24 protein-coding genes are annotated in these 24,889 nt (G+C 33.8%); 6 read left to right on the top strand and 18 right to left on the bottom strand.

The window, feature by feature from the left end; all coding sequences use genetic code 11:
- Positions 1–159: 159 nt before the first annotated feature.
- The 4 genes from alaS to queG form a co-directional block, all read right to left on the bottom strand.
- Positions 160–2,763 carry an alanine--tRNA ligase gene (gene alaS, locus B5X62_RS08615; protein ID WP_079667028.1) on the bottom strand — a complete coding sequence of 868 codons (2,604 nt, stop codon included), beginning with the start codon at positions 2,761–2,763 and terminating at the stop codon, positions 160–162.
- A 507-nt stretch (positions 2,764–3,270) separates the two neighbouring features.
- Positions 3,271–3,843: a murein L,D-transpeptidase catalytic domain-containing protein gene (locus B5X62_RS08605; RefSeq protein WP_245797175.1), complete on the bottom strand. Its 573-nt coding sequence runs from the start codon at positions 3,841–3,843 to the stop codon at positions 3,271–3,273.
- A gap of 79 nt (positions 3,844–3,922) precedes the next feature.
- Positions 3,923–4,600, bottom strand: coding sequence for a TIGR02117 family protein (locus B5X62_RS08600; RefSeq protein ID WP_079667025.1), 678 nt, complete (start codon positions 4,598–4,600; stop codon positions 3,923–3,925).
- A gap of 203 nt (positions 4,601–4,803) precedes the next feature.
- Positions 4,804–5,730: a tRNA epoxyqueuosine(34) reductase QueG gene (queG, locus tag B5X62_RS08595; protein ID WP_079667024.1), complete on the bottom strand. Its 927-nt coding sequence runs from the start codon at positions 5,728–5,730 to the stop codon at positions 4,804–4,806.
- Positions 5,731–5,860: 130 nt separating this feature from the next.
- Here queG and B5X62_RS08590 point away from each other — a divergent pair, with 130 nt between their 5' ends.
- Positions 5,861–6,154 carry a rhodanese-like domain-containing protein gene (locus B5X62_RS08590; RefSeq protein ID WP_079667023.1) on the top strand — a complete coding sequence of 98 codons (294 nt, stop codon included), beginning with the start codon at positions 5,861–5,863 and terminating at the stop codon, positions 6,152–6,154.
- A gap of 20 nt (positions 6,155–6,174) precedes the next feature.
- Positions 6,175–6,666 carry a DinB family protein gene (locus B5X62_RS08585; protein WP_079667022.1) on the top strand — a complete coding sequence of 164 codons (492 nt, stop codon included), beginning with the start codon at positions 6,175–6,177 and terminating at the stop codon, positions 6,664–6,666.
- Between the two features lie 44 nt (positions 6,667–6,710).
- Here the strand turns inward: B5X62_RS08585 and B5X62_RS15470 are convergent, their stop codons facing one another.
- From B5X62_RS15470 to dnaA, 7 genes are all read right to left on the bottom strand, one after another.
- On the bottom strand, positions 6,711–6,884 hold the full coding sequence (locus B5X62_RS15470) for a phosphatidate cytidylyltransferase (RefSeq protein WP_144038340.1): 174 nt from the start codon (positions 6,882–6,884) through the stop codon (positions 6,711–6,713).
- 106 nt (positions 6,885–6,990) lie between these two features.
- Positions 6,991–8,184 carry a glycine C-acetyltransferase gene (kbl, locus tag B5X62_RS08580; protein WP_079667021.1) on the bottom strand — a complete coding sequence of 398 codons (1,194 nt, stop codon included), beginning with the start codon at positions 8,182–8,184 and terminating at the stop codon, positions 6,991–6,993.
- A 167-nt stretch (positions 8,185–8,351) separates the two neighbouring features.
- Positions 8,352–8,729 carry a hypothetical protein gene (locus tag B5X62_RS08575; protein ID WP_079667020.1) on the bottom strand — a complete coding sequence of 126 codons (378 nt, stop codon included), beginning with the start codon at positions 8,727–8,729 and terminating at the stop codon, positions 8,352–8,354.
- 122 nt (positions 8,730–8,851) lie between these two features.
- Positions 8,852–9,919 (bottom strand): AI-2E family transporter, encoded by a 1,068-nt coding sequence (locus B5X62_RS08570; RefSeq protein WP_079667019.1) that lies wholly within the window; start codon positions 9,917–9,919, stop codon positions 8,852–8,854.
- 22 nt (positions 9,920–9,941) lie between these two features.
- A complete protein-coding gene (locus tag B5X62_RS08565; protein ID WP_079667018.1) occupies positions 9,942–10,640 on the bottom strand; it encodes an SAM-dependent methyltransferase in 699 nt (232 codons plus the stop codon).
- 3 nt (positions 10,641–10,643) lie between these two features.
- The gene (locus B5X62_RS08560; RefSeq protein WP_079667017.1) at positions 10,644–11,108 is read right to left on the bottom strand and encodes a low molecular weight protein-tyrosine-phosphatase; all 465 of its coding nucleotides are present in this window, start codon (positions 11,106–11,108) and stop codon (positions 10,644–10,646) included.
- 71 nt (positions 11,109–11,179) lie between these two features.
- The gene (gene dnaA / locus B5X62_RS08555; protein WP_079667016.1) at positions 11,180–12,631 is read right to left on the bottom strand and encodes a chromosomal replication initiator protein DnaA; all 1,452 of its coding nucleotides are present in this window, start codon (positions 12,629–12,631) and stop codon (positions 11,180–11,182) included.
- A 136-nt stretch (positions 12,632–12,767) separates the two neighbouring features.
- Between dnaA and B5X62_RS08550 the strand changes: the two genes are divergently transcribed.
- On the top strand, positions 12,768–13,178 hold the full coding sequence (locus B5X62_RS08550; protein ID WP_079667015.1) for an acyl-CoA thioesterase: 411 nt from the start codon (positions 12,768–12,770) through the stop codon (positions 13,176–13,178).
- Positions 13,179–13,316: 138 nt separating this feature from the next.
- The gene (locus tag B5X62_RS08545; protein ID WP_079667014.1) at positions 13,317–13,970 is read left to right on the top strand and encodes a response regulator transcription factor; all 654 of its coding nucleotides are present in this window, start codon (positions 13,317–13,319) and stop codon (positions 13,968–13,970) included.
- Between the two features lie 62 nt (positions 13,971–14,032).
- Here the strand turns inward: B5X62_RS08545 and B5X62_RS08540 are convergent, their stop codons facing one another.
- From B5X62_RS08540 to B5X62_RS08515, 6 genes are all read right to left on the bottom strand, one after another.
- A complete protein-coding gene (locus tag B5X62_RS08540) occupies positions 14,033–15,529 on the bottom strand; it encodes a carboxypeptidase regulatory-like domain-containing protein (protein WP_079667013.1) in 1,497 nt (498 codons plus the stop codon).
- A 22-nt stretch (positions 15,530–15,551) separates the two neighbouring features.
- Positions 15,552–16,958, bottom strand: coding sequence for a CsgG/HfaB family protein (locus B5X62_RS08535; protein WP_079667012.1), 1,407 nt, complete (start codon positions 16,956–16,958; stop codon positions 15,552–15,554).
- A gap of 32 nt (positions 16,959–16,990) precedes the next feature.
- Entirely contained in the window at positions 16,991–17,422 is a 432-nt protein-coding gene (locus B5X62_RS08530; RefSeq protein WP_079667011.1) for a curli assembly protein CsgF, read from the bottom strand.
- Positions 17,423–17,425: 3 nt separating this feature from the next.
- Positions 17,426–18,103: a CsgE family curli-type amyloid fiber assembly protein gene (locus tag B5X62_RS08525; RefSeq protein WP_159447640.1), complete on the bottom strand. Its 678-nt coding sequence runs from the start codon at positions 18,101–18,103 to the stop codon at positions 17,426–17,428.
- A 94-nt stretch (positions 18,104–18,197) separates the two neighbouring features.
- On the bottom strand, positions 18,198–18,473 hold the full coding sequence (locus tag B5X62_RS08520) for a hypothetical protein (RefSeq protein ID WP_144038339.1): 276 nt from the start codon (positions 18,471–18,473) through the stop codon (positions 18,198–18,200).
- A 199-nt stretch (positions 18,474–18,672) separates the two neighbouring features.
- Positions 18,673–19,425, bottom strand: coding sequence for a hypothetical protein (locus B5X62_RS08515; protein WP_079667008.1), 753 nt, complete (start codon positions 19,423–19,425; stop codon positions 18,673–18,675).
- A gap of 380 nt (positions 19,426–19,805) precedes the next feature.
- On the opposite strand from B5X62_RS08515, the gene pheA reads away from it, so the two are divergent.
- Positions 19,806–20,657 carry a prephenate dehydratase gene (gene pheA / locus B5X62_RS08510; protein ID WP_079667007.1) on the top strand — a complete coding sequence of 284 codons (852 nt, stop codon included), beginning with the start codon at positions 19,806–19,808 and terminating at the stop codon, positions 20,655–20,657.
- Positions 20,658–21,107: 450 nt separating this feature from the next.
- Entirely contained in the window at positions 21,108–23,345 is a 2,238-nt protein-coding gene (locus B5X62_RS08500; RefSeq protein WP_079667005.1) for a DUF2339 domain-containing protein, read from the top strand.
- Between the two features lie 101 nt (positions 23,346–23,446).
- Here the strand turns inward: B5X62_RS08500 and B5X62_RS08495 are convergent, their stop codons facing one another.
- On the bottom strand, positions 23,447–24,727 hold the full coding sequence (locus B5X62_RS08495) for a replication-associated recombination protein A (RefSeq protein ID WP_079667004.1): 1,281 nt from the start codon (positions 24,725–24,727) through the stop codon (positions 23,447–23,449).
- Between the last annotated feature and the right edge of the window lie 162 nt (positions 24,728–24,889).

Here is a 24,889-nt window from a genome sequence, read left to right as displayed (position 1 = left end):
TTTTCTTTTGGAAGTCGAATGATCTGTTACTTTTTCTTTTCTTAAAAAAAAACTAAAAACCATCATTATATTTAACGTTTTTCAGTTCGCTGAAAAGCAAAATCGGGAGCAACTTTGTTGCTCCCGATTCTTTTTTATATTATAAAGCTTAAAATCTTTTTACAATCCTAATGCTTTCTGATAAGCATTTTCCAATCCATCCAGATTTTTACCACCTGCAGTTGCGAAACCTGGATTTCCGCCGCCGCCGCCTTGGATTTCTTTTGCTAAATCTTTTACGATTGCACCAGCTTGGTAAGTTTTTTCCAAATCTGCTGAAACACCAACCGTTATCATTGGTTTTCCATCAGCATCCGAAATAATAACTGTTACTGAATTTGGAATTTCACGTTTCAATTCGAAAACAATGTCTTTCACTGAAGCAGCGTCCAAAGAGGTTTTCTTTACCAATAATTGTTTGTCGCCTTTTTGCTCATAAGCATTTTTCCAATCGGAGATTTCGCCTTTTGCTTTTTCTTTTTTGTAAGCGTCTAATTCAGTTTTTAAAATATGATTTTCTTCCATTAATTTCTCAACAGATTTCAAAACGTCTTTTGATTTCAATAATTGAGAAAGCTCAGAGATTTGATTTTCTAAAGATTGATAATATTCTTGTGCTTTATCGCCAGAAATAGCCTCAATTCTTCTAATTCCAGCTGCTGCAGAAGCTTCTGAAACCAATTTGAAATGTCCGATTTCGCCAGTTGATTTCACGTGAGTTCCACCACAAAGTTCTTTCGAACTTCCAAACTGAATCATTCTGACATTATCACCATATTTTTCTCCAAATAAAGCCATCGCACCTTTGTCCAAAGCTTCTTGAATTGGAATATTTCTAAACTCTTGAAGCGCAATATTTTCCTTGATTTTAGCATTTACTTTTTCCTCAACCAAAGCCAATTCTTCCTCATTCATTTTACTGAAATGCGAGAAGTCGAAACGCAAATAATCTGGACCAACATAAGAACCTTTTTGCTCAACATGCGTTCCCAAAACCTCTCTCAAAGCTTCGTGCAACAAGTGCGTTCCCGAGTGATTTGCTTGAGAATTTCTTCTGTCCGCCGAATTTACTTTCGCATAAAAAACTGCAGAAACATCTTTCGGAAGTTCTTTAATTAAAGAAATAATCAAGTTATTTTCTTTTTTAGTTTCTAAAACTTCGATGTTTTCAACTGCATTTTCCAAACTTCCTTTATCGCCAACTTGTCCACCACCTTCTGGGTAGAAAGGTGTATTGTCTAAAACGATTTGATAAAACTCACCGTCTTTATTCTCAATTTTTCTGTAACGCGTGATGACAACTTCATTTTCCGTTTTGTCGTAACCAACAAAGGTTTCTGGCTTTTCTTCTAAAACAACCCAATCGTAAACTTTCGCAGCCGAATCTTTTTTAGAACGTTGCTTTTGCTTTTGCAATTCAGCTTCGAAACCTGCCTCATCAATCGTCAAACCTTTTTCTTCTGCGATAATTCTCGTTAAATCATCTGGAAAACCGTAAGTATCATACAATTCGAAAACCTCTTCACTTGGAAGCACTTTTTCTCCTTTTGAAATCGTTTGCTCAATTAATTTCTGAACTCTTACCAAACCGTTTTCAATCGTTCTTAAGAAAGAAATTTCTTCTTCTTTAATCACTTCCGTCACTAACGTTTCTTGCTTCACAATTTCTGGGAAAGTTGCGCCCATTTGGTTTTTAAGAACGTCAACCAATTGATAAAGGAAAGCTTCTTTCATGCCTAAAAAACGATAAGCATAAGAAATTCCTCTTCTTAAAATTCTGCGGATAACATAACCTGCTCCGTTGTTAGAAGGCAGCTGTCCATCGGCAATCGCAAACGAAACTGCACGAATATGATCAACCACAACACGAATCGCGATGTCTTTTTCGTCCGTTAAAATTCCTGTATATTTTTTCCCTGAAAGTTCTTCAACCTTAGCAATTAAAGGTGTGAAAACATCAGTATCATAATTCGATTCTTTGTGTTGTAAAGCCATACAAAGACGCTCGAAGCCCATTCCGGTATCGATGTGTTTTGCAGGAAGGTTTTCTAAACTTCCGTCTGCTTTACGGTTGTATTGCATGAAAACGAGGTTCCAAATTTCCACAACTTGAGGATGGTCGTTATTCACCAATTCAAGACCTGAAACTTTTGCTTTTTCTTCGTCAGTTCTTAAATCAACATGAATTTCTGAACATGGTCCACAAGGTCCACTTGCACCCATTTCCCAGAAATTATCTTTCTTGTTTCCGTTGATAATGCGACTTTCGTCAATGTGAGCTTTCCAAAAATCATAAGCTTCGGTATCTCTGTCTAAATTTTCAGATGCATCACCTTCAAAAATAGTTACGTAAAGATTTTCCTTTGGAATTCCATAAACTTCAGTCAACAATTCCCAAGCCCAATCGATGGCTTCTTTCTTGAAATAATCGCCAAAAGACCAGTTACCCAACATTTCGAACATCGTGTGGTGATAGGTATCACGACCAACATCGTCTAAGTCGTTGTGCTTTCCAGAAACTCTTAAACATTTTTGTGTATCGGCAATTCTTGAGGCTTTTGGTTCTTTGTAACCTAAAAAATAATCCTTGAACTGCGTCATCCCCGAATTGGAGAACATCAAAGTAGGATCATCTTTTAAAACAATTGGCGCAGAAGGCACAATAAGGTGCTCTTTGCTTTTGAAAAAGTCTAAAAATTGCTGGCGTATTTCTTGTGAAGTCATATTTATTCAAGTTTTGGAGTTTTGAGTTTTAGGTTTAAAGTTTTTCAACTTGGTTCATGGCTCTCAACTCTTGTCTTTGTAATTTACAAGATGCAAATTTAGTGAATTTTATCATCTTTTTGGATAGAAAAAATAAGAGCCTGTTTAAAATTTTACCAAAACTTTTTTTTGAAGCGTTCCAACCTTATTTGCTAAATTTTCATGCCTCTTTGAGCCTATTTCTCACTTCATATTTTTGATTTATCCCGATAAATCTTTAAATATGAAGCAAAAAATCCATCTCAAATTGTCTATAAAAATTTTAGCAATAAAATATAAACAGACTCTAAGCTTTTCGATGGAAATAAAACTAAAAAACCGAAATCCTCAACAAATCCGAAATCGCGGCCGGGATAGTAAGGGCGCGACTGAAAGGAGCGGTCTGAAGAAAAGGCGTTGGAAAAGCGGAGGCTTTCTGAAGACGAAACCCCTGAATAGCCCGAATTGTCCGCCAAAATAAAAATTAAATTAATTGTAAATCCACATCAAAACTGGCTTTTTGGAGGCTTTAAGTTGTGGATCGATTTCACGAAATGCGTTATTAGAAATCGTCGGGCAGCCCCAACCTTCAGGCGAACCTTTCGGAAAAACCTCTTCGTCGCTCATCTTCTCCCACGAATGGAACACGATAATTCGTTTGACCGCATTGCTGTTGGAATCTTCCAAACCGTGCATCAAATATTTGGTATTGACGCCCCAATTGCTGTAACCACGCGCGCCCAATTTGTACTTACCCAAAGACGTGCGATGGCTGTCCTCTACATTGCTGAATGTGGGATTATCTTTGGTTTCGTCGGCGCTCCAAGATGCATCGCCGCAGCCATGACCGACAAGATATTGATTGGTTATCTCTTGCTTTTTAAAATCATAAACGAGGAATCGTTTGACTCCGGAATGCAAGCTCATGTCAATAAGAATGCAAAAATCTGTATTAAAATTTTGCGCTTTACAAAAAGCTAAAGCTTCGTCGGCTTTTAGTTTTGTTTTTTCTAAATCGAGTTCTGGTTTTTCTTGTTTAATGGAAGTTTCGTCTGTAATCATCAATTTTTTTTGTTCTAAAATTTCTTTTGAACAACTAAAAAATGACACCAATAAAAATACGAAACAGAGCGTCCTCATTCTATTTATAATGTTGGAAAATTCCGAAATCTGATGGCGACCAAATAGCAGCCTTTTGCCCAGCAGCTTTTAGAGCGTTGTTTGCCCATGTATTACAAGTGTACAAAAAGCTGTAACTGCCTTTTGCATCATAGAAGGCATCGTTGTTTCCATAAACCGCATCTGTCGGAATCAAGACATAATCTCCGCTAGCATCGTGATCAAATCGCGCATCGATAAACTTAATAAGGTTTTGATATTGCTTTTCGGTCAGCATAATTTTTTTGCAGTCGTCGCCTTCTTTCATTTGGTTATAAAAAGTGACATGCATCGCCGAGTCGCTCAACCAAAATGCGGCATTAAAAGCTGTTGAAAATTTGAGATCCGCCCAAGTCGGCGTGTCCAAATAAAAGCCTTTGTCTCCCCAACCAAATGAGGTGTATTTGAAATCTGTTTGCTTTCCTTTGGTATTGGCATACAAGATTTTGGTGCTCCAATCCATCTGTTCTGTTTTGGTTGGCACCACAATATCGGTGTGTACACCGTTGGTCAAAATATATGCTTCTATGGTTTTGGGATCGTTGGTTTGTTCGGCTTTAACAGGAATCATCGGTAGAAAATACGCAACAATTACATACAGCAAAACGATTCCGATAATAATGCCTATCATCTTTAGAATACTTAAAAGTACTTTTTTCATCAATTATTAAATTAAAAATTAAATATAGGATAAAATTTAAGATGATTGAAACAAAAATTTAACATCGGAATTAACTGATATTAAAAGCTTTTGATTAAATTTAGGAAACCAATCAAGCAAATATTTATGCAAAAAAATCAGAAAAACAACCGTCGATTCAAATTCCGAGTTAAAGTAGCGCCAAAAAGATTTCAGAAAAAATATTAATCTGACAGGAAATCCAAATTGCGCTTAAGACCCGCAAATTTGGTTCTTTTAACTGGTGACTTTCTGAAAACCGAAGAAAAAATCTCTTGGGTCATTTCTTTCCACTCCGTTTTGGTGAAGTTTTGCAAAGCTTCATTCGGGTGGAATTTCTCTTCTAATGTCGGTGCCGAAAAACGATTCCAAGGACAAACATCTTGACAAATGTCGCAACCGAACATCCAATTCTCCATTTTATTTTTAAAAGAATCAGGAATTTCTTCTTTTAATTCGATGGTTGCATAAGAAATACATTTGGAGCCGTCAATTAACTTATCACTGACAATCGCATCCGTTGGACAAGCATCGATACATTTTCTACAAGTTCCGCAATGATCGGTTGTTGCGTGATCATACTCTAAATCTAAATCGCAAATAATCTCCGCCAAAAAAAAGAAAGATCCACTTTGTTTTGTGATGATATTCGCGTTTTTACCAACCCAGCCAATACCAGATTTTTTAGCCCAAGCACGCTCCAGAACTGGCGCCGAATCAACAAAAACACGAAATCCAAATTCGCCAATTTCGTCTTGAAGTTCCGAAATCATTTCACGAAGAATTTCTTTTATAACTTCATGATAATCTTCACCATAAGCATATTTAGAAATTTTCTGCAACTTATCTTTAAATAAATCTTGCTTCGGAAAATAGTTATAACTGAGCGAAATAACAGATCGAGAACCTTCCACCAACAATCGCGGATCGAGACGTTTGTCAAAATAATTTTCCATATACTTCATCTCGCCATGGAAATTATTTTTCAACCAAGCTTCCAACTTTGGCGCTTCTTCTTCCAAAAATTCTGACTTTGAAATACCACAAGACTGAAAGCCAAAATTCTTGGCTTTATCTTTAATTAATTTCGTCAGTTTTTCGGATGAATTCACGATTGCAAAGTTAAGTTTTCTAAAGCATTAATAAGAAGTATAGAAATTTTAAATAAAAATTATAATTTCTAAAAAGATGAATCCAAAAATTAAGTTGTAGTTTTGTTTAGAATCAAAAAAATTAAATAAAATGGCTATAGAAGATGTATTATTAACTGGTAATTATCACCTAATCGATGTTCGCGAACCAATGGAATTAGAAATGGATGGACACATCGAGGAAGCACAAAATATTCCACTTGGCGAGCTTGAAGATCGCAAACAAGAAATCCTAAATCTTAGCGGAACAAAAATTTTCTTTTGTAGAAGTGGAAATAGAAGTGGAAAAGCTACAGAATACTTTAAAGCAGAAGGTCTAACTGACGTATATAATGGCGGTGGTTATAACGATCTAAGCGAAGTTTTGGAAAATTTAAAAAAATAATTTTATTTAATCCTATAAAAATGAGCATTAAAGACGGAATTATAGCGGAACTAAAACACGAAACTAACAATACAAAACGTGTTCTTAATAACCTAAATCAAGATCATTGGACTTGGAAACCTCACGAAAAATCGATGTCAGTTGGAGAATTGGCTAGCCACATTGTAGAATTACATTCTTGGGTTGCTGGTGCTGCGGACAAAGATGTTTTCGATTTTCATGTAGATTATAAGCCAATGGGAAATTATAGTCTTGACGAGCTAAAAACAATGTTGGACGAGAATCTACAAAAGAATATTGATTTTGTAAATTCTAAAGACGAAGCGTTTTGGTTACAAGATTGGACTTTGAAAGCTGGCGATCATGTTATCTCGCAGTTGCCAAGAATAGGTGCGGTGCGTTACATTATCACCAATCACCTGATCCACCACAGAGGTCAATTGACAGTCTATATGAGAATGCTAGATCTTCCTCTACCAGGAATCTACGGACCATCTGCCGACGAAAAATAAATATAAAATCCGATGATTAATCATCGGATTTTTTTTTATAATTGTTACTTCTTTCCTCCCATAAATTTGGATAAGATCCAAATAATTAAGGCAATACCAGCGAACATTAAGATAAAAGCCCACCACATTCCGGCTTTAAAAACGGTACTTACTGCTTCACAACTTGTCAACATCGACAACACTAAAACTGCAAAAAATCCAAGGCTTACTTTCTTCATTTTTATTAAATATTAAAAACATCAAACTATTAGCAAGATTACTGCCAATAAATAAAAAATCCTACAGTTGATGTAGGATTTTAATTGTATTTTAATATTTTTAAAACTAGATAACACCTAATTCTTTTCCAACTTTTTCGAAAGCAGCAATCGCTTTATCCAAATGCTCTCTCGTATGCGCTGCAGAAAGCTGAACTCTAATTCTCGCTTTACCTTTTGGTACAACTGGATAGAAGAATCCGATTACATAAATACCTTCATCCATAAGCTTTTCCGCCATTTTTTGAGAAAGTGGCGCATCGTACAACATTACAGGAACAATTGCAGCGTCACCATCAGGAATATCAAAACCTTTAGCTTTCATTTCGGTTCTAAAATACTCAGCGTTGTCCATTACTTTATCGCGCAAAGATGTATCATCAGAAATCATATCCAAAACCTTCATCGCAGCACCAACAATACCTGGCGCCAAAGAATTTGAGAATAAATAAGGTCTAGAACGTTGACGTAGCATATCGATGATTTCTTTTTTTCCAGAAGTAAATCCGCCCAAAGCACCACCTAAAGCTTTTCCTAAAGTTGATGTAATGATGTCTACTCTACCCATAACGTCGTTAGCTTCGTGCGTTCCACGACCTGTTTTACCAATAAAACCTGTGGCGTGAGAATCATCAACCATTACTAAAGCATCGTACTTGTCCGCTAAATCACAAACACCTTTAAGATCAGCAACAATACCATCCATCGAGAAAACGCCGTCAGTAACGATAATTTTGAATCTATGATTTTTCTTCGAAGCCTCAATTAATTGTGCTTCTAAGTCTTCCATATTGTTGTTTTTATAACGGTATCTCGCCGCTTTACACAATCTAACACCATCAATAATTGAAGCGTGGTTAAGCTCATCAGAAATAATTGCATCTTCGTCCGAGAATAATGGTTCGAAAACCCCACCATTAGCATCGAAACATGCAGCATAAAGAATGGTGTCTTCAAGTCCTAAAAATTTAGAAATTTTAGCTTCCAACTCTTTGTGAATATCTTGCGTTCCACAAATAAATCTAACCGAAGACATCCCATAACCATGTGATGCAATCATGTCTTGTGACGCCTTCATCACTTCTGGATTGTTTGATAATCCTAAATAATTGTTGGCACAGAAATTAAGAAGTTTTTTTCCATTAGCTTCAATCTCGGCAGATTGTTGTGAGGTGATAATACGTTCTCTTTTGAAGAGACCTTCGTTATCGATATTTTGTAATTCGTTTTGTAAATTTTCGAGATACTTTTTAGAGATCATAATTTTCTACTTTTCAGTTTTAACAAAAGTACAAAAAAAGCCATCAACACAACGATTGAAAAGCGATTAGAAAGTGTTAATTTCATTTAAAATTTAATCCTACAAAAACAAAAAAACCACTCTTACGAATGGTTTAATATTGAAAAATTTAATTTGATATAAATGACTTAGACACCGTAGTGACTTTTAACTTCATTAAGAACTTCTGCATCGTTAAGCTGCGAATCTGTGCCTAAAGTTATCTTTAGATTTTTGTATTGAGGCGTTTCTAGAAGGTAATTTCTAAGTTCCTCTTGCGCAGTGCCAGGACCAGTAATATAAAGCTCTGTACTGTTGGTGATTTCTTTTTCTATCTCTTTATAGAATTTTACTCTGTTGGTTTTTTCTACATTGTTCGCAGTATGTTCGTTAGAATTACCGACTTGTACTTCAACTTTTAGATTTCCTTTTACTTCAAAATCAGAAATAGTTTCGGCATTGTGATTACTTACAACAATTGCTTTTCTCCCATCGATCCAAAGACCGGCTACTTTTTTATTTAACATGATACTGTGTTTTATAATAACAGTATTTGCAAAGTTGGTGCAAGTCATACGTTAACAAAGGTTAAATATTTTACAAAGATTTCACAAATAAAAAATCTCAGAATATTCTGAGATTTTAAATATTATTTTTCGGTTTCATCATCGTCGTCTTCGCCCATTAGATAACCCCAAGCTTTGGTATTATCGATACGGTCAAATACAATTTTTGCAATCGCAAGAATCGGAATCGTTAACAGCATCCCAGAAATCCCCCAAAGCATCTCTCCAACCACCAAACCAACAATCACAATAAGCGAATTAATCTTCACTTTAGAACCGACAACTTTTGGCATAATAATATTGCCATCTATCGCATGGATAACAACTATAGAAATCACCAAGAATAATACACTCGACAAACTTGATGTTGCAAATGTGATGAGAACGCCAATTAGCAAAGCCGTAAAAATGCCGATGTATGGTAAAATATTGAGAACGCCTGTTAAAACTGCCAACATTACATTGTATTTAATCCCAATAATTGTATACGCGATAAAGGATAAAATCATCACTATTATCATTTGTAAAAACAAACCTACTAGATATTTTTTTACCATAAATTGAATATTTTCAACAACTTCGTACACAACATTTTTATGTTCGTCTTTACTAAAACTTAATACTAAAAAATGAACTAATCGAGTCCTATACAACAAGAAAAATAAAGTGAACAAAAATGTAAATGCCGAAATCATCAAAACATAAGATACCGAACTGACAATCTTTTCCAAAATAGCTGTCCCTGTACTAATGCTCTTTTTGGCAGTATCATTAATATATGTTAATTGCTCACTACGTTTAACGCCAAATGTGTTGTAAAACCAACTCTGCAACTGATCAAACAGATCTGTAATTTGTTTTTGGAAAGCTGGCCAATCTTCGGATAACTTACCAATCTGAACCGCCATAATATAAACAACACCCGAAATCGCTAACATTGCTAAAATGCTAACAAATATCGACGACATACTTCTAGAAAACCTTAGTTTCTTTTCTAAAAAACGACTAGCGGGCGTTAACAAAATTGAGAATAACAAACCCAAAATCATGGGTACAATAATGCGTTCGCCAAGTTTAGCTAAAAAACCTAAAATCACTATACTTACAAGGACACTCGAGAGTTTTAGATAAAATGGAAATGTGGTTTTCATAGTATTTGTGTTTGGTATTTTATTATTTTCCGATTAAAAAAACGGCTGGTATTTTATGTAATTCTGGTTTAGATTTTGACCAATCTTTAGCAGATTTTGTTTTGATAAATTCGTGCTCAGGATCGTTGATGTTTGCCGCGATACACAGCTGAGTATTTGGTTGTAAATACTTAATTAAATCCTCCAGCATTTGGTTATTACGATAAGGCGTTTCCATAAAAATTTGGGTAAAACCAGTCTTCTGCATCAAACTTTCTAAATGCTGAATTTGCTTTTTCTTTTCTTGCTTATCGATCGCCAAATAGCCACTAAAACTAAATTGTTGACCATTAAAACCACTCGCTACCAAAGCCAAAACAAAAGAACTAGGTCCATTAACTGGAACAACTTTTATGTTGTGTTGGTGTGACCACTTCACCATAATATTTCCGGGATCACCAATGCACGGCAAGCCCGCTTCTGACAACAATCCAAAATCCACATCCGACTTCATCAAGTCTTGTGCTTCTTTGAGATCCGACGTTTCAGAATATTTGTCGAGTAAATATAATTTTAGTTCAGATTGTTTTTTTTCAGGCGCAAAAAATTTAATAACACGTCTTGCAGTTTTTTCGTTCTCAACAAAAAAATGATCGACATTCATAATAATCTCACGAATGGTTGGCGCAAAATAATCAATCGGCGAATTTTCTGACAAATATGCTGGTAACAAATATAACATGCTTTAGATTGTTTTTGAATTAAAATTAATTTCCTTTGCAATCACATTGCAGGCTTCATCCAACATTTGATAAACCTTTTCAAAATCGGATAAATCGCCCCAATAAGGATCGGGAACTTCATTGCTTTTTCCAGAATTAAGAACATCCAAAATTAAACTAACTTTTGCACCTTGTTCATTATTTTTCGCCATTGATAATGCATCTTGAAGATTATGCAAATCCATACAATAGATTCTGTCAAAATTTTCAAAATCTTTAGTAGTAATCGGGCGCGAACGATGTTCGTTAATATCGACATGGTGATTAGCAGCCACTTTTATCGAACGCTTGTCCGCTTTTTCACCTTCGTGCATCGAGATAGTTCCGGCGCTATCAACCTCAAAGTCAGAGGATAATTTACTTCTTAATATTCCTTCTGCCAATGGACTGCGACAGATATTCCCTAAACAAAGCATTAAAATTTTCATGTTGTGAATTTATTAAAAAAAGAAAAGGCTTTAAAATAAATTAAAGCCTTTTCTATATTATTTATCATCGATTAATGATTGATACGTTCTTTCAAATCTTTGATATATTTTTTTATTTCTTTATCGATTTTCGAAACATCACGAATCGTGTCGCAAGCGTAGATTACCGTAGAATGGTCTTTTCCGCCCATTTCTTCACCGATTTTTGTATACGTAGAATTGGTTAATTCTTTTGCAAAATACATGGCTAACTGTCGTGGCAATGCTACTTCTCTTTTTCTAGATTTTGACAACAACAACTCTCTGTTGATCCCGAAATATTCGCAAACCACTTCTTGAATATAAGGAATATTGATCGTTTTCTTCTGAGTTGTCGCAATTTTGTTAATCGTCTCTTTAAGTAATTCTAAACTTAAATCCGACTTATAAACTGTTGAGTAAGCAATCACCGAATTGATAACGCCCATCAACTCACGAACGTTGGTTTTAACTTCTGTTGCTAAGAAATCTAGCATATCGTCTGTTAAAACGATACCGTCACGACTTAGTTTATCAACGATAATTTGACGACGTGTCTCGAAGTTAGGCGATTTAATTTCTGCTGTTAAACCCCATTTAAAACGAGAAACAATACGTTCCTGAATATCCATAATGTCAGCTGGCGCTTTATCAGACGTCAAAATAATCTGTTTTCCGTTTTGATGTAGATAATCAAAAACATGGAAGAAACTATCTTGTGTTGCCGCTTTTCCTGATAAAAACTGGATATCATCAATTATTAAAACATCAACTAACTGATAATAATTTTGGAAATCTGTTTTGTTTTGAGATTTCGCCGCTTTAATAAAATCTTGAATAAATTTCTCCGAAGATTGATACAAAACTACTTTATCTGGACAAGAATTTTTAACTTCTAGACCAATAGCTTGTGCTAAGTGCGTCTTACCAACACCATAACCACCATGTACAAACAATGGATTAAAAGCAGTTGCACCAGGACGTTTAGCAATAGTTTTACCAACTGTCGCAGCCAATTTATTACTCTCTCCTTCTACAAAATTATCAAACGATAAATCTGCTTTTAGGTTAGATTCTATATTAACTTTTTTGATACCTGGAACCACGAACGGATTAATGTTCGTTTCTTTTTGGATTGGTAAAGCTTCCTGTATTTTAGGCGTTTGCGTACTATTACCTTTTACATTAACAGTAATTGGAGCTTCTTTACCAACTGGTTTGTTTTCCATAACAGAATACCAAAGCTTAACCCCTTTACCAATGTATTTTTTAAGCGCAGCAGATAGCAAAGACAAATAATTGTCTTCGATATATTCTTTATAAAAGTCACTAGGAACTAATAAAGTCAAATTATGATTAACTAAAGATAATGGTTTAACTTTATCAAATAATAAATCAAAAGAGTTTTCTAATTTTTTAAGGTCCGAATGATCCTCTGCAGCATTGAGATTATCTCGCATGAACTGAAGACATTTTTCCCATATCAAAACTAAATTTTCATCCATTTTTCTTGCTGCTTTTTCCAGGTTAGACCACTAATTTTCATAGGGGTGACAAATATCTAATTATAATTTAATAAAAAAAATTTTTGCTCTATTGCTTATTAAAAAATATATTTGTATGTATTAATAATCGCTTAAAATGATACACACAACAACCTCAATAAGAGTACGTTACGCCGAAACCGACCCTATGAAATATGTCTACTATGGTAACTATGCAACCTACTTAGAAGTAGCCCGAGTAGAGCTATTTCGTTCACTTGGAATATCTTATGATGAGATCGAAAAGAAAGGTATTTTTCTTCCCGTGTCGGAATATCAAATCAAATATATAAAACCTGCGTTATATGACCAAGTTTTGAATATTAAAACTTATGTTAAAACAAAACCTGGCGTAAGAATCATCTTTGATTACGAAATATATAATGAAAATGATGAAAAAATTACAGAAGCCAGTACTACTCTATTCTTTCTGAATGCCGAAAATAATAAAATTATTAAATGTCCAGAATTTCTTATGGCTTTAATTGATACAAAATGGAGTAAATAATGTTTTAAAATCCGTTATATTTTATTTAAAATCAGTATCTTGCAGTACTCTTACTTTAAAACACAAAAAACAATTGAAATACACATTAATATGTCACCATAAAAACTAAATAATTTTAAACTAAAACTAAATAACCAAATGAAAATTTACATTATTGACCAACATCAAATCGTTATTGATGGTTTGGTATCACTCCTATCGCGAAAAAAAGGATTCGAGATTGCAGGATTTACAAACTCTCATTATGAGGCTAGCCAATGGTTAGAAAAAAACCAAGTCGATTTAATAATCACTGAAATAGTATTTGAAAACGAAAATCCTACAGAGTTTATCAAATCGATAAAAAAACTTCATCAAAATACGAAAATCCTAATCTTAACTGGTGAGAACAAGATCAAAAGAATTACCGATCTTTTTCAACTTGGTATCGATGGATTTGTCGAAAAACACAATGATAGTAAAGTAGTAGTTGAGGCATTAACTTGCATCAAAAATGGAAAAGAGTATGTTGGTGAAGAACTTCGTGAAAAAATCATGCAGTCTTTACTTAACTCTCCTAATTCTCAAAAAAACTTAAGTCTTGGCGATACGCTCGATAGCATTACTAATCGAGAATTAGAAGTAATCCAACTTATATGTGATGGCTGCAACAGTAAAGAAATTTCTGATAAATTATTTATTAGTTTCAATACTGTAGAAACACATCGAAGACATATTTTTCAAAAGTTGAATATTAGAAACTCTACCGGATTAGTACGTTTTGCCATTCAACACAATCTTATTGATCATTAATTAGTTTAAAAAAAAACGAACCTCTTCAATATTGAAGAGGTTCTTTCTGAAAAAAATGTAACCTATTCCCAGTCGGGCATCCAGGCATTGCTGAAAAGCAACTTTCTAGAATCCTCATCTGATATAGAAAGCCTATAAACATCTTTCCTAGATATACCGTCATTGGAAGTTTGAGTAAAAATAACTTCTGCTTCGTTTGGCGAAAATCGAGGATCAATGTCAATATAGCCGGCTGGGATTTTCGTTTTACTTGATACATCTAAAGTTGTATCAGTAACTAAATCGTAAATGAAAATGTGAGTATTGAGCTGTCTATAGTCACTATTTTCAAAACCTGAAATATCTTTTGTATATAAAATTTTACTTCCGTCAACCGAAAAGTCTAATCCACCAGCAGCACCTGTCACGCCGCTTATAATATCTTTAATTACATTCCCTAACATATCTATGACATAGATTTTCACATTATAGCCATTGATATTATTAGTCTTTAAAGCAATTTTTGTCCCATCTGCTGACCAAGCGCACTCCGAAATAAAGCTGGCATCAGGTGTTTGATACACCAACTGTGTTCCGCTACCATCTTTATTTACACGATATAACTTATCAAAACTAGGATACAAAATTTCCTTACCATTTGCACTCCAAGAGAAGTCCAACTCATTGATGTTAAATCCGGAAATTGGTATTGTTGTGACTTTAAACAAATCTGATCCATCTGGTTTCACGGTAAAAATATTGGGATTACCATCAACAACTTTTATAAAAGCAATAACACCAGCTGCATTACTTTTCCTTGGTCTTATCGCACTTGTATTATCTAAAGTTAATTGAAAACTGCTACCAGCTTCGTTAGAGGACATAATCCCTAAATTATTACCTATATTTCTAACAAAGTGAAAACGATTTTCTGGAGTTTTAATAGTTGTGAATTTATTTATCTTACTAAAAACTTCAGGATTAATATTATCCGACGCTACGACTTGCCAAAAATAACTTGTACCATACACAAGACTATCAATAGTTAAATTTTTATCAACTAAGTTTTTATAAGTTTTAACATTGTTGTTTTTATTATTTTTCAAAATTACTTTGTATGTCAAAGAGTCACTATCCGCATCTGTACAATTCCAACTTAATTTTACAGACAAAGCTTGGTTTTCTGCATTATCTGCAGGCGTAATAAGATCTGGAACCGATGGTGGTGAGTTAAGTGCATTATCGTCCTTCATCTCGAACACCACACTTACTGTTTGCCCATCATCTTTGAGGTTGGCTCCTTTTATTTCCATGATATAACCATCTAATTCTGCTTTAACAGAATAATCTCCAATTGGCACATCGTTAATAATAAAACTACCATCCGCACCAGTGAAGACAGTTTCTGTAGTTGGTGCCGTCGTAATTTTCACTTTTGATAAAGGCTCATTTGATTTGTATTTAACAACCGTGCCTTTTATGCTTGCTTTATTGCTTTTTTCCACAAGATCCTCACTACAACCTACCGAAAATACGAGCAGGAATAGTAAAAGGAAATGCAGAATTTTATTTAAGTTCATAATTCAAAGTTTTTAGGTTACATTAGTTTTTAGGTTTTCCAAAATAATAATTAAGACTAAAGCCAACTCGAAATAGATTATCATTCCGTTTCCCATTGACAAAGTTGTCCCAATCGTCATTCATTCCAAAGTCATATTCACCGTACAACCTCAACCCAAACTTAGGCAGCGGCATATATTCGACACCGACTCCAGCATTAATTTTAGTTTTAATATTATTAAAATAGGAATAACTAGAGCCGATCAAGCCCACACCTCCATATGCATAAGGACTTATGTTATCCGAAGGCATAAGAATATATTCTAAATTAAAATCTAAACTATTGAATTTTCTTTTGAAGATTCCAGAATTTTCTAGATAAAAATCTGACCAAGAAGCGTCTATATTAAAACTTTTATTAATGAATAATTTAGCTCCGATATTAAATCCAACTTTAGCCTTAGCGTTAACATAATCACCTTTTATAGTGTTCGATTGCAATCCTCCTCTAATGGCAAAACTACCACGTTTATCAGCCATTATCCGATTATCAACTCTGAAATTATCGTTAATTTCCTCCTCCGTTTTTTGGTTAGTAATAAGACTATCAATTACCTTTTTATTTGAGGCTTCCGATTCCCATAGTCCATCTTTAACGCCTTCCAAAACTAAAGAGAAAACAGCCTTTTCTATTGCCTCTTTTACAGCAAGGTGCACAGGTTCATTTTTTGTGACACCAATTTCAGCTTCTAGTAGACGCTCTGGATCAACATAACGGAAAAAACTTCCACTAAGAGATTGCGATAATATTGTCTTTGAAGTATAAATGGTTTTGAGAATTTTACCATTATTGGTAGATACAGCACGCAGATATACAGAGATACGATCTTGTCGATATTGAGAACTTGCTCCAATACCAAAATAACGTGCACCAGCTCCTCCTGTCATGATATTAGTATCGTATGAAACAATACCACCTTCAATAATCACCCCTGCAAACAAGAGCGGAGGCAAAGGAGTTGCTGAACTTTTTTGAGCACTTGTTTGATTTTGAAGTGCTACATATTCTTGACGAGTAGATTTTATGATTTGTCTTTCGTTTAGCAAATCACTAATATTTTCTCTTTCAATTGTTGTGAACCATTTTGAGTCTTCCAAAGCTTTTAATAAAATTGAAGTCGTCCCTTGCGGGATCGCTGTACTCCAATTAGAAATATTCTCTGAAGCTTTGTATTGACCAGTTTGGTCTTTAAATTTATAAACAGCTACCACCGTTTTTTCTTTAGGCTCTGGTAAAGTTTTTAACAACTTTGTATAAGGTGTCACTTCGCCCAATGTAGAACTTTGGTAACCTGTAGGAGCTTTAAACAAAGCACTACAGCTGTAAAGAAAAATAAATAAAATCGAAAGAAGAAAATGTACTTTTTTTAGGTTACGGTTAAAATACATTTTTTCAGATTTTTGGGTTACATTATTTTATTTCAATTTGTATTAGGAAGATTAATATTAGTTTGTTCACCAGTTTTGATATCAACTATACTGATATTTAGTCCTCCAAAATAGTCTGAGATCGATATATTTAAAGATCCCATAGTATAAACACCAGGAGTTAGTGTTGCCTCTCCAAACTCACCTCCAAATAGGTTTTTTGAGATTTGACTAAGAATCTGTCTGTTAAGATTCTCTTGAAATCCACCAATCGCGGTTTGGGCTTTAAAACCTGTTGTTTTATTATCGTCAAACTGATTTTGCGCATTAGCCGAACTTAGTAGCCAACTATAATTAAAATACTCACCACCCAAAGCTGGGTTAATCGGTTTATAAGCCATTTGCTGAGACTTTAATTGTAAAAAAAAACTAAAGCTAAAAAGTAAGACTAGCAAAAATTTTAGGATATTATTATTTGTTTTCATGTCTTAGGGAGCTCCTAACTCCTTATCTAATAGTTTACTTTCCCTATAATACTTATTAAGATAACGCATGGTCATTTGTGCTTGAGCAGCTATATATTCATCATTTGGCACTACTCGAAAACTATAAATATTTTGATCACTAGTATCGATATTGATAATTCCATTTCTTCCAATTGACGGCAACTCATTAACATTAATTACAAAAGCATATTGCTCAGTAGAATCTCTATAAGTATTATAAAATGTTTCAAAAAAGTCTTTCCCTACTTTACTTTTGGTATTATCAACCACAAGTCCTTTAAGTTCAAAATCTTCTTCGGTAATTTCGGTATCTGGATTTTTAATCGATCGATTTGTACTCATCTGGACACCATCAGTTACATTAATAAATAAAGAGTCTTTAGAAATTAGTTTATTCTCTTTTTCATTTCGAATGAATAAATAAATCTTTATCTGATCATCTTTTGTATGGTTAATCGTAACATGTGATAAATCTTTAGTCTCATCTGGGCTAATAACAAACTTGCCTTCTTGCTTATTATTTGTCATATTACCATTTGACGATTGCTTAATACTTATAAGAAGATAGTTAAGATCGTGTACAACTTCATCATTATTAATAGCTTTAGCATAAATCGATGAGATATCTTCAGCATTTTTAACTTCAATAACAGCCTTCACGTTGAATACGTTTTCAATTTGAGAAAAAAGAGATATCGGGAAAAGAATTAAAAAGCAAGAAAACAAGAAATTAAAATACTTCATGATAAATATATTATCTGTTTTCTATAAATATCGTTTTATTATTGCCAATAACTTCCACACTCATGTTATTAGAAATCGAATTGCTACCATCAACCATTATTAGATTATTATCGCCAATAGATTGTATCAACATTCCTGCTGATTGCGATGGATTATAATCCTTGTAACTAGTTTGGTTATTATTACCGAGCTGTACACTAATAAGTTGATCATTAATTAAAGTAGCTTCGATAAGATTATTGTTTCCTATTTGGATAATATTACTAGCACTTTGCTTAGATTGCATATCCACAGTAGCATTCGAAAGATAACTAAAGATATTATTTGAGTTAATTTCTTTAAATGACTGTGACTTAACCCTTAAAAAAGAGCTAAGACAACAGATTATCAAAAGAAATTTTGTTTTCATTTTTGACAGAATAAAAGAATAAAAGAGAGGAAGAGGCTTGATAACAAGTCTTCCTCTCAAAAATTAAACTAATTCCCTAGTTACTTTGGTTAATAACCATTGAGTTATTATCTCCTGTTTGAGTACCTACATGCATGTGTCCGTCTCCAAGCTGAGTAACAATAGAACTGTTAAGGTTACCAGTTTGTTGATCTAATGCACCATTACCAGTACCTTGTTGCCATTGATCAGCATAGTTTCCTAAACCATCTTGATAAACAAGTGCAAGGTTACCATCGCCTAATTGCGTTTGGATAGATTCATTCAACATTCCAGATTGATTAGCGTACGCAAAGTTGCCATCACCTTCTTGCCATTGGTCATTACTGTTAAGAATTCCGTCCTGAATTGCCCATGCAGTATTACCATCGCCCAATTGAACTTGTTGACTCATATTTGCCAAACCAACTTGTAGAACTTGAGCATCATTTGCATTACCAATTTGATATTGTGCACTTTCATTCCAAAAACCAGTTTGAGAAACCCAAGCATAGTTATCATCTCCTAGTTGTCCAGAATAGCTGTCATTTTGATAACCAAGTTGTGTAACGTCAATTTCGTTACGATTTCCGTAACTTTCGGATTCATTCATGTTACCAACTCCGTTTTGGTCGGTTTTTGCGATGTTGTCATCTCCTTGTTGCATAATAGAGTTGTCATTAACAGCGCCAACTTGATCTACTTGAGCAGAGTTACCATTACCTAATTGTGTTGTAACATCATTGTTTGATTGAGCGAATGCAAAACTTGTTGCGAAAACTGCACATGCAGTTAAAATTAACTTTTTCATGATAAATTGTTTTTAATTGTTTAACAGTCCAAAGATATATCCCCTCAATTCAAAAAAAAATCGCTCTTATATATGATTTTTGGACATCACTATTTTCCGTTACCCCTTTACATACCCATTAATAGCTACCTAACTCTCGTAAGCATCTGTTAATTATAGATTTATTAAAATCTCATTTTAAGAATTTTTTAAGAATCCATTCAAAAGATGCTATTCTAAGCATTACATCTAGATCATCTAGTTAACTTCAACACTTTCTATTTTTAAAAAAAATATGCAAAAAATCAATTTTCTATAAAAAAGACCATTACTTAGAAGTAAAAATATTAACTATGCTAAAAATTAATTTGCGTAAAAACAAAACCTTGTTTTAATACCATATGAAAATCGCATTCTTAGGGCCAGAAGCCTCTTTCACGCAGTTAGCAACAACGCAACTTTTTCCGACAGAAACTAAAATTCCGCAGGTTAGTATTTTGGATTGCTTCAGGGCGGTTGAAGACGGAATCGTTGACAAAGCCGTTGTCCCGTTAGAAAACTCGATTGAAGGAACAGTTTCTATGACCTTGGATTATCTTTATAAAACACCTGAAATCCATATTGAGGCCGAAGCTGTTATGCCAATTGCTCATCATCTCATGATTCATAAATCACAAAGTAATGATGCTGATTTAGAAAAAATATATTCGCATCCGCAAGCTCTAGCGCAGAGTTTCCATTATTTGGATCAGCATTATAAAAATATCCCAAAGCAAGATTTTTCGTCAACTGCAGCAGCTGCAAAACATGTTTCTGAAAACCCAGACCGAAAACTTGCGGCAGTTGCTAATCAGTTTGCTGCAAAGCTTTATGATTTAGAAATCATTCAACGTAACATCCATGATTTTGAACAAAATCATACGCGTTTTATTATTATTTCGAAATCGAAAAAGTCTTATGACAACTCGGGTTTAGAGAATATCGGTCGCAAATCGGGATTGCTTGTTAGCTTACCCGAAGACCATGCCGGAGGATTGCATCAGGTACTTTCTGTTTTTGCTTGGCGTAATATGAACCTTAGCAAAATAGAATCTAGAACCTTAAAAACAGGTTTGGGTAACTATTTCTTTTTCCTAAATATTGTTGGCGATTGGCATCCTATTCTCCACGAAAATGCATTAGAAGAATTAAAAGCACTCGGAACAAAAGTCGATTTTCTTGGAAATTACAATGAATATCTTTTGGAAAGTTAAATGCTATACATCCTTAAAATATGGTTTTCTACTGCAATATTAGGTGCTATTTTCTTTTGCATCTTTGCTATATTAAATGCCGAAAATTTCAAATTTTCCGTAATAATTGATTCTATTCCATTGTTTTTATTTGCTTTTATATTTGGAATTGCATTTTCCTCTATTCCAATGGCTATAATAGCTTACGCGTACTATCTTTTTTACAAAAAACTTTCTGAAAAAAAATCAAAAATAATACTAAGTATAGTATCACCATTTTGTATTGTTTTTTCATTTTTAATATTAAATCAAGATTTTTCGAACACATTTAACTGGACGTTAACACTACTAATGCTATTATATTCCGCTTCCATGCTTGCTATGATTTGGATTTTCAAGATAGATAAGGAAGTAGTTTAAATAAAACTTTACAAATTTTAAAATGAATATATTTGAGTAATATTAAAACAAATGGAATTATTACTCCTATTTTTTATCGTCATCGTTATTTGGATTTACTACCATTTTAATGGACGAATAAAAGAGCTTGAAGAAGAAGTATCTCGACTAAAAGGTCAAAATACAAACATCAATCTTCCTTTTGAAAAACCAGTTATTCCTCAGGAAGTAAAGCCTGAGCAACAACCAATCGAAACCTCAACAACACTACAACCAGAGTTTGTTGTTAAACCTGAACCTCCAAAACCAAGCCTTGACGAGAAAATCACACCAAAAGAACCCAACGTTTTTGAAGGAAAACTAGAGCAACTAATGTCTTTTTTAAAACAAAATGCATTGAGTGTTATTGGTATTTTCACATTGGTTTTAGGGATCGGTTATTTTGTAAAATACGCGATCGATCGCAATTGGATTGGTGAATCGGGACGCGTTGCAATTGGGATGATAACTGGCGGAATCCTTTTAGGCATCGGACATTGGCTCAGAAAAAACTTTTCAATTTTTGGATCAATTATTACAGGTGGCGGCATCAGCGTTTTCTATCTAACAATCACAATTGCTTTTCAAGAATATGGTATGTTTTCGCAAAATGTTGCATTTGGGATTTTAGCAATCATCACGCTAGCATCGGTTCTTCTTGCAAATTTTTATAAAAGTGAAGTTTTAAATATCGTCGCATTAATTGGCGGTTTTTTAGCACCAATTTTAGTAAGTACTGGACAAAGTAATTATCTATTTTTATTCAGTTACTTAAGTATTCTCAACATCGGAATGCTAGTTATTGCTTTCCTTAGAAATTGGAAAAGTCTCGGCTGGCTAGCCTTTACTTTCACTTCCATTTATTTTTTAACATGGATTATTGACGCACCAAGCACCAAGATTATTTACTTTATCATTTTATCCTACTTGATATTTTACGCTTTTGCGTTACAAAATTATTTCAAAACAAAAATTATTTCTACAGCAGAAATATTACTTTTAGTTTTCATCAATATTTTCGCTGTTTTAGGAGGAATCTATGTTCTTTGGAGCGAGAATATCAAAGGATTTAGTTTACTTCCAATTGGTTTTGCAATCATTAACGCATTACTCATTTTTAGAGACAAAAAAGCGGATACAAAAAGTCTCAATTTTGCAGTATTTACGGGCATCGCCATAAGCCTTGCCACAATAGCTGTCGCTTTAGAATTAGAAACTTATTTTGTGACAATCATTTGGGCGATCGAAGCGAGTTTACTTTTATTTATTTGGAAAAAAACGGAACAAAAAATCTTCAAACAATGTTTTAATATTTTGTTTCCGATATTGATTATTTCGCAAATCTATACGTGGAGCAATTATTTTTCTGAAAGTCATTTAGCTGTAATTTTCAATCCAATTTTTCTGACAAGTTTGGTTGTAATCGCATCATTTTTGTTCAATTTATTTTACATTAAAAACCTTAGTGAAGATGTCGATGACCAAAGTCGATTTCAATATGTGAAGTTTTTTTCAGGACTAAGTTATGTTGTCATTTATTTTTCGATTTCGTTTGAGATTTGGTATCACATCCAAAATCAGTCTGACACATTTATTTCTTGTATCATCCTTGTTTACACGATTTACTATTTGTTCGCAATGTTACTTTTACGACAAAAACTTAACTACCAACCTACATTCGTCAACATTTTGATTGGTCTTTTATTTTTGTTTGCGCTCATCCATGTTTCGGTGACGGATATTAATTTTAGCATTTTTAAACATGAGGTCAGCAAAAGTTTTTATCTAATTTACTTATTGTATTGGATTCCAGTTTTGGTTTGTTTAGTTGGTATTATTCCTAAAACGAGTTTCCTAAACGAAAAATTGGCATATTGGGCTATAGGTTTTGTGTTCGTGTATTTGATAAGTTTTGAAATTTATCACATTTACATTTTACTAAAACTGAATCAACTGAAAGATTACGAATGGTTACAAAGTCATTTTATTGTACTTTATCTTCCTATTATTTGGACAATTTTGGCAGCAAGTTTTATCTATTATGGTTTACAAAAATCAAAGCCAGAAATCAACAAAATTGGTTTTGTATTAATAGGTATTACGATTGCAAAACTATATTTGTACGATGTTTGGCAGTTGGATAATGTATCAAGAATTGTCGCATTTATCCTACTTGGCGTCTTGTTGTTATTAAGTTCGTTCTTGTTCCAAAGACTTAAAAAAATTATTTCTAAAATGGTGGAAACCAAAACGGAGAATAACGAAGATTAAAATACAGCTTAATAAAAAAACAAAAACGCTTCATTTATGATAATTTTAAAATTATTATGAATGAAGCGTTTAATTATATTAAAAAAAGAGAACTCTACAACCTACTCATAACGACTTCCCCACTTTTTGTTGAGCTGATCTTTAATTTTTTGTTCTGTTGAATTTTGCCCAGGCTGATAAAATTGTAATCCCGAAATATCTTCTGGCAAAAACTCTTGATCCACAAAATTACCTTCGTGAGAATGGGCGTATTGATAGTCTTTTCCGTAGTTCATATCTTTCATCAATTTGGTTGGCGCATTTCTAAGGTGTAATGGCACCGCAAGGTTTCCAGTTTTTTTCACCAAAGCCATCGCTTCATTAATCGCCATATACGCCGAATTACTTTTGGGAGAAACCGCCAGATAAATTGCCGTTTCGCTAAGGATAATTCGTGCTTCAGGATTTCCGATCATATTGATCGCTTGGAAACAATTATTCGCCACCACCAAGGCATTTGGATTCGCAAGACCAATATCTTCGGACGCCAAAATTACCAGTCGCCGCGCTATGAATTTGATATCTTCACCACCGACTAACATCCTCGCCAGCCAATAGACCGCAGCATTTGGATCACTTCCACGAATCGACTTAATGAAAGCCGAAATAATATCATAATGTTGTTCACCGTTTTTGTCATAAAGCGCCATGTTTTCTTGTAAAACCGACAAAACCTCATCATTGGTGATGTGTGTAATTTTCGAATTTTTAAACTGATTAAGCACCAATTCAATCGAGTTAATTAATTTGCGGGCATCACCACCAGAATACTGTATAAAAGCCGCTTTGTCATCGAGGACAAAATCGGTTTTATTGAGTTCATTGTATTTTTGAAGACTTGTATCTGCCAGTTCTTCCAACTTTTCAAACGTCAAAGCTTTGAGAACATAAACTTGACTTCGTGACAAAAGCGCCGAAACCACTTCAAAACTAGGATTTTCCGTCGTGGCACCAATCAAGACTATCCAACCTTTTTCGACAGCGTGTAACAAAGAATCTTGTTGTGACTTATTAAATCGGTGAATCTCATCAATGAATAAAATCGGCGATTTTCCAGAAAAAAGATTTTGCTTTTTAGCATCGTCGATAACATCGCGAACATCTTTAACACCAGAAGTCACCGCACTTAGCTTATAAAATTTTCTTTTCGATTGTTCAGAAATAATTTCCGCCAAAGTCGTTTTGCCCGTTCCTGGAGGTCCCCAGAAAATAAGTGAATTAATGGTATCATTCTCCAACATACGACGGATAGGACCTTTGGGACCAGTCAAATGTTCTTGACCAACAACTTCTTCAAGATTTTTAGGACGCAAAATTTCTGCTAAAGGCGAATTACTATTCATATTTCAAAATTACGAAATAGAAAACGAATTCAATTTTAACAAAAATCACACAATTTAATTCTGGTATTAATTTAAAAGGAAAAAATAATTTAAAAACAATTAAAAACCAATAAATAAAATGCAAAATATCAAATTATAACCAATATTAATTAAACATATCGT

Source organism: Soonwooa buanensis (assembly GCF_900167905.1).
In the GTDB taxonomy this organism is placed as follows: domain Bacteria; phylum Bacteroidota; class Bacteroidia; order Flavobacteriales; family Weeksellaceae; genus Soonwooa; species Soonwooa buanensis.
Note: the sequence above shows the minus strand (reverse complement) of the source record. Positions and strands in the feature narration are given on the sequence as shown.

What these genes read in the sequence shown, in the direction of transcription:
- alaS (WP_079667028.1), bottom strand. Translation starts at nt 2,763, where the DNA reads ATGACTTCACAAGAAATACGCCAGCAATTTTTAGACTTTTTCAAAAGC.
- B5X62_RS08605 (WP_245797175.1), bottom strand. Translation starts at nt 3,843, where the DNA reads ATGATTACAGACGAAACTTCCATTAAACAAGAAAAACCAGAACTCGAT.
- B5X62_RS08600 (WP_079667025.1), bottom strand. Translation starts at nt 4,600, where the DNA reads ATGAAAAAAGTACTTTTAAGTATTCTAAAGATGATAGGCATTATTATC.
- B5X62_RS08590 (WP_079667023.1), top strand. Translation starts at nt 5,861, where the DNA reads ATGGCTATAGAAGATGTATTATTAACTGGTAATTATCACCTAATCGAT.
- B5X62_RS08585 (WP_079667022.1), top strand. Translation starts at nt 6,175, where the DNA reads ATGAGCATTAAAGACGGAATTATAGCGGAACTAAAACACGAAACTAAC.
- B5X62_RS15470 (WP_144038340.1), bottom strand. Translation starts at nt 6,884, where the DNA reads ATGAAGAAAGTAAGCCTTGGATTTTTTGCAGTTTTAGTGTTGTCGATG.
- kbl (WP_079667021.1), bottom strand. Translation starts at nt 8,184, where the DNA reads ATGATCTCTAAAAAGTATCTCGAAAATTTACAAAACGAATTACAAAAT.
- B5X62_RS08575 (WP_079667020.1), bottom strand. Translation starts at nt 8,729, where the DNA reads ATGTTAAATAAAAAAGTAGCCGGTCTTTGGATCGATGGGAGAAAAGCA.
- B5X62_RS08570 (WP_079667019.1), bottom strand. Translation starts at nt 9,919, where the DNA reads ATGAAAACCACATTTCCATTTTATCTAAAACTCTCGAGTGTCCTTGTA.
- B5X62_RS08565 (WP_079667018.1), bottom strand. Translation starts at nt 10,640, where the DNA reads ATGTTATATTTGTTACCAGCATATTTGTCAGAAAATTCGCCGATTGAT.
- B5X62_RS08560 (WP_079667017.1), bottom strand. Translation starts at nt 11,108, where the DNA reads ATGAAAATTTTAATGCTTTGTTTAGGGAATATCTGTCGCAGTCCATTG.
- dnaA (WP_079667016.1), bottom strand. Translation starts at nt 12,631, where the DNA reads ATGGATGAAAATTTAGTTTTGATATGGGAAAAATGTCTTCAGTTCATG.
- B5X62_RS08550 (WP_079667015.1), top strand. Translation starts at nt 12,768, where the DNA reads ATGATACACACAACAACCTCAATAAGAGTACGTTACGCCGAAACCGAC.
- B5X62_RS08545 (WP_079667014.1), top strand. Translation starts at nt 13,317, where the DNA reads ATGAAAATTTACATTATTGACCAACATCAAATCGTTATTGATGGTTTG.
- B5X62_RS08540 (WP_079667013.1), bottom strand. Translation starts at nt 15,529, where the DNA reads ATGAACTTAAATAAAATTCTGCATTTCCTTTTACTATTCCTGCTCGTA.
- B5X62_RS08535 (WP_079667012.1), bottom strand. Translation starts at nt 16,958, where the DNA reads ATGTATTTTAACCGTAACCTAAAAAAAGTACATTTTCTTCTTTCGATT.
- B5X62_RS08530 (WP_079667011.1), bottom strand. Translation starts at nt 17,422, where the DNA reads ATGAAAACAAATAATAATATCCTAAAATTTTTGCTAGTCTTACTTTTT.
- B5X62_RS08520 (WP_144038339.1), bottom strand. Translation starts at nt 18,473, where the DNA reads ATGCAATCTAAGCAAAGTGCTAGTAATATTATCCAAATAGGAAACAAT.
- B5X62_RS08515 (WP_079667008.1), bottom strand. Translation starts at nt 19,425, where the DNA reads ATGAAAAAGTTAATTTTAACTGCATGTGCAGTTTTCGCAACAAGTTTT.
- pheA (WP_079667007.1), top strand. Translation starts at nt 19,806, where the DNA reads ATGAAAATCGCATTCTTAGGGCCAGAAGCCTCTTTCACGCAGTTAGCA.
- B5X62_RS08500 (WP_079667005.1), top strand. Translation starts at nt 21,108, where the DNA reads ATGGAATTATTACTCCTATTTTTTATCGTCATCGTTATTTGGATTTAC.
- B5X62_RS08495 (WP_079667004.1), bottom strand. Translation starts at nt 24,727, where the DNA reads ATGAATAGTAATTCGCCTTTAGCAGAAATTTTGCGTCCTAAAAATCTT.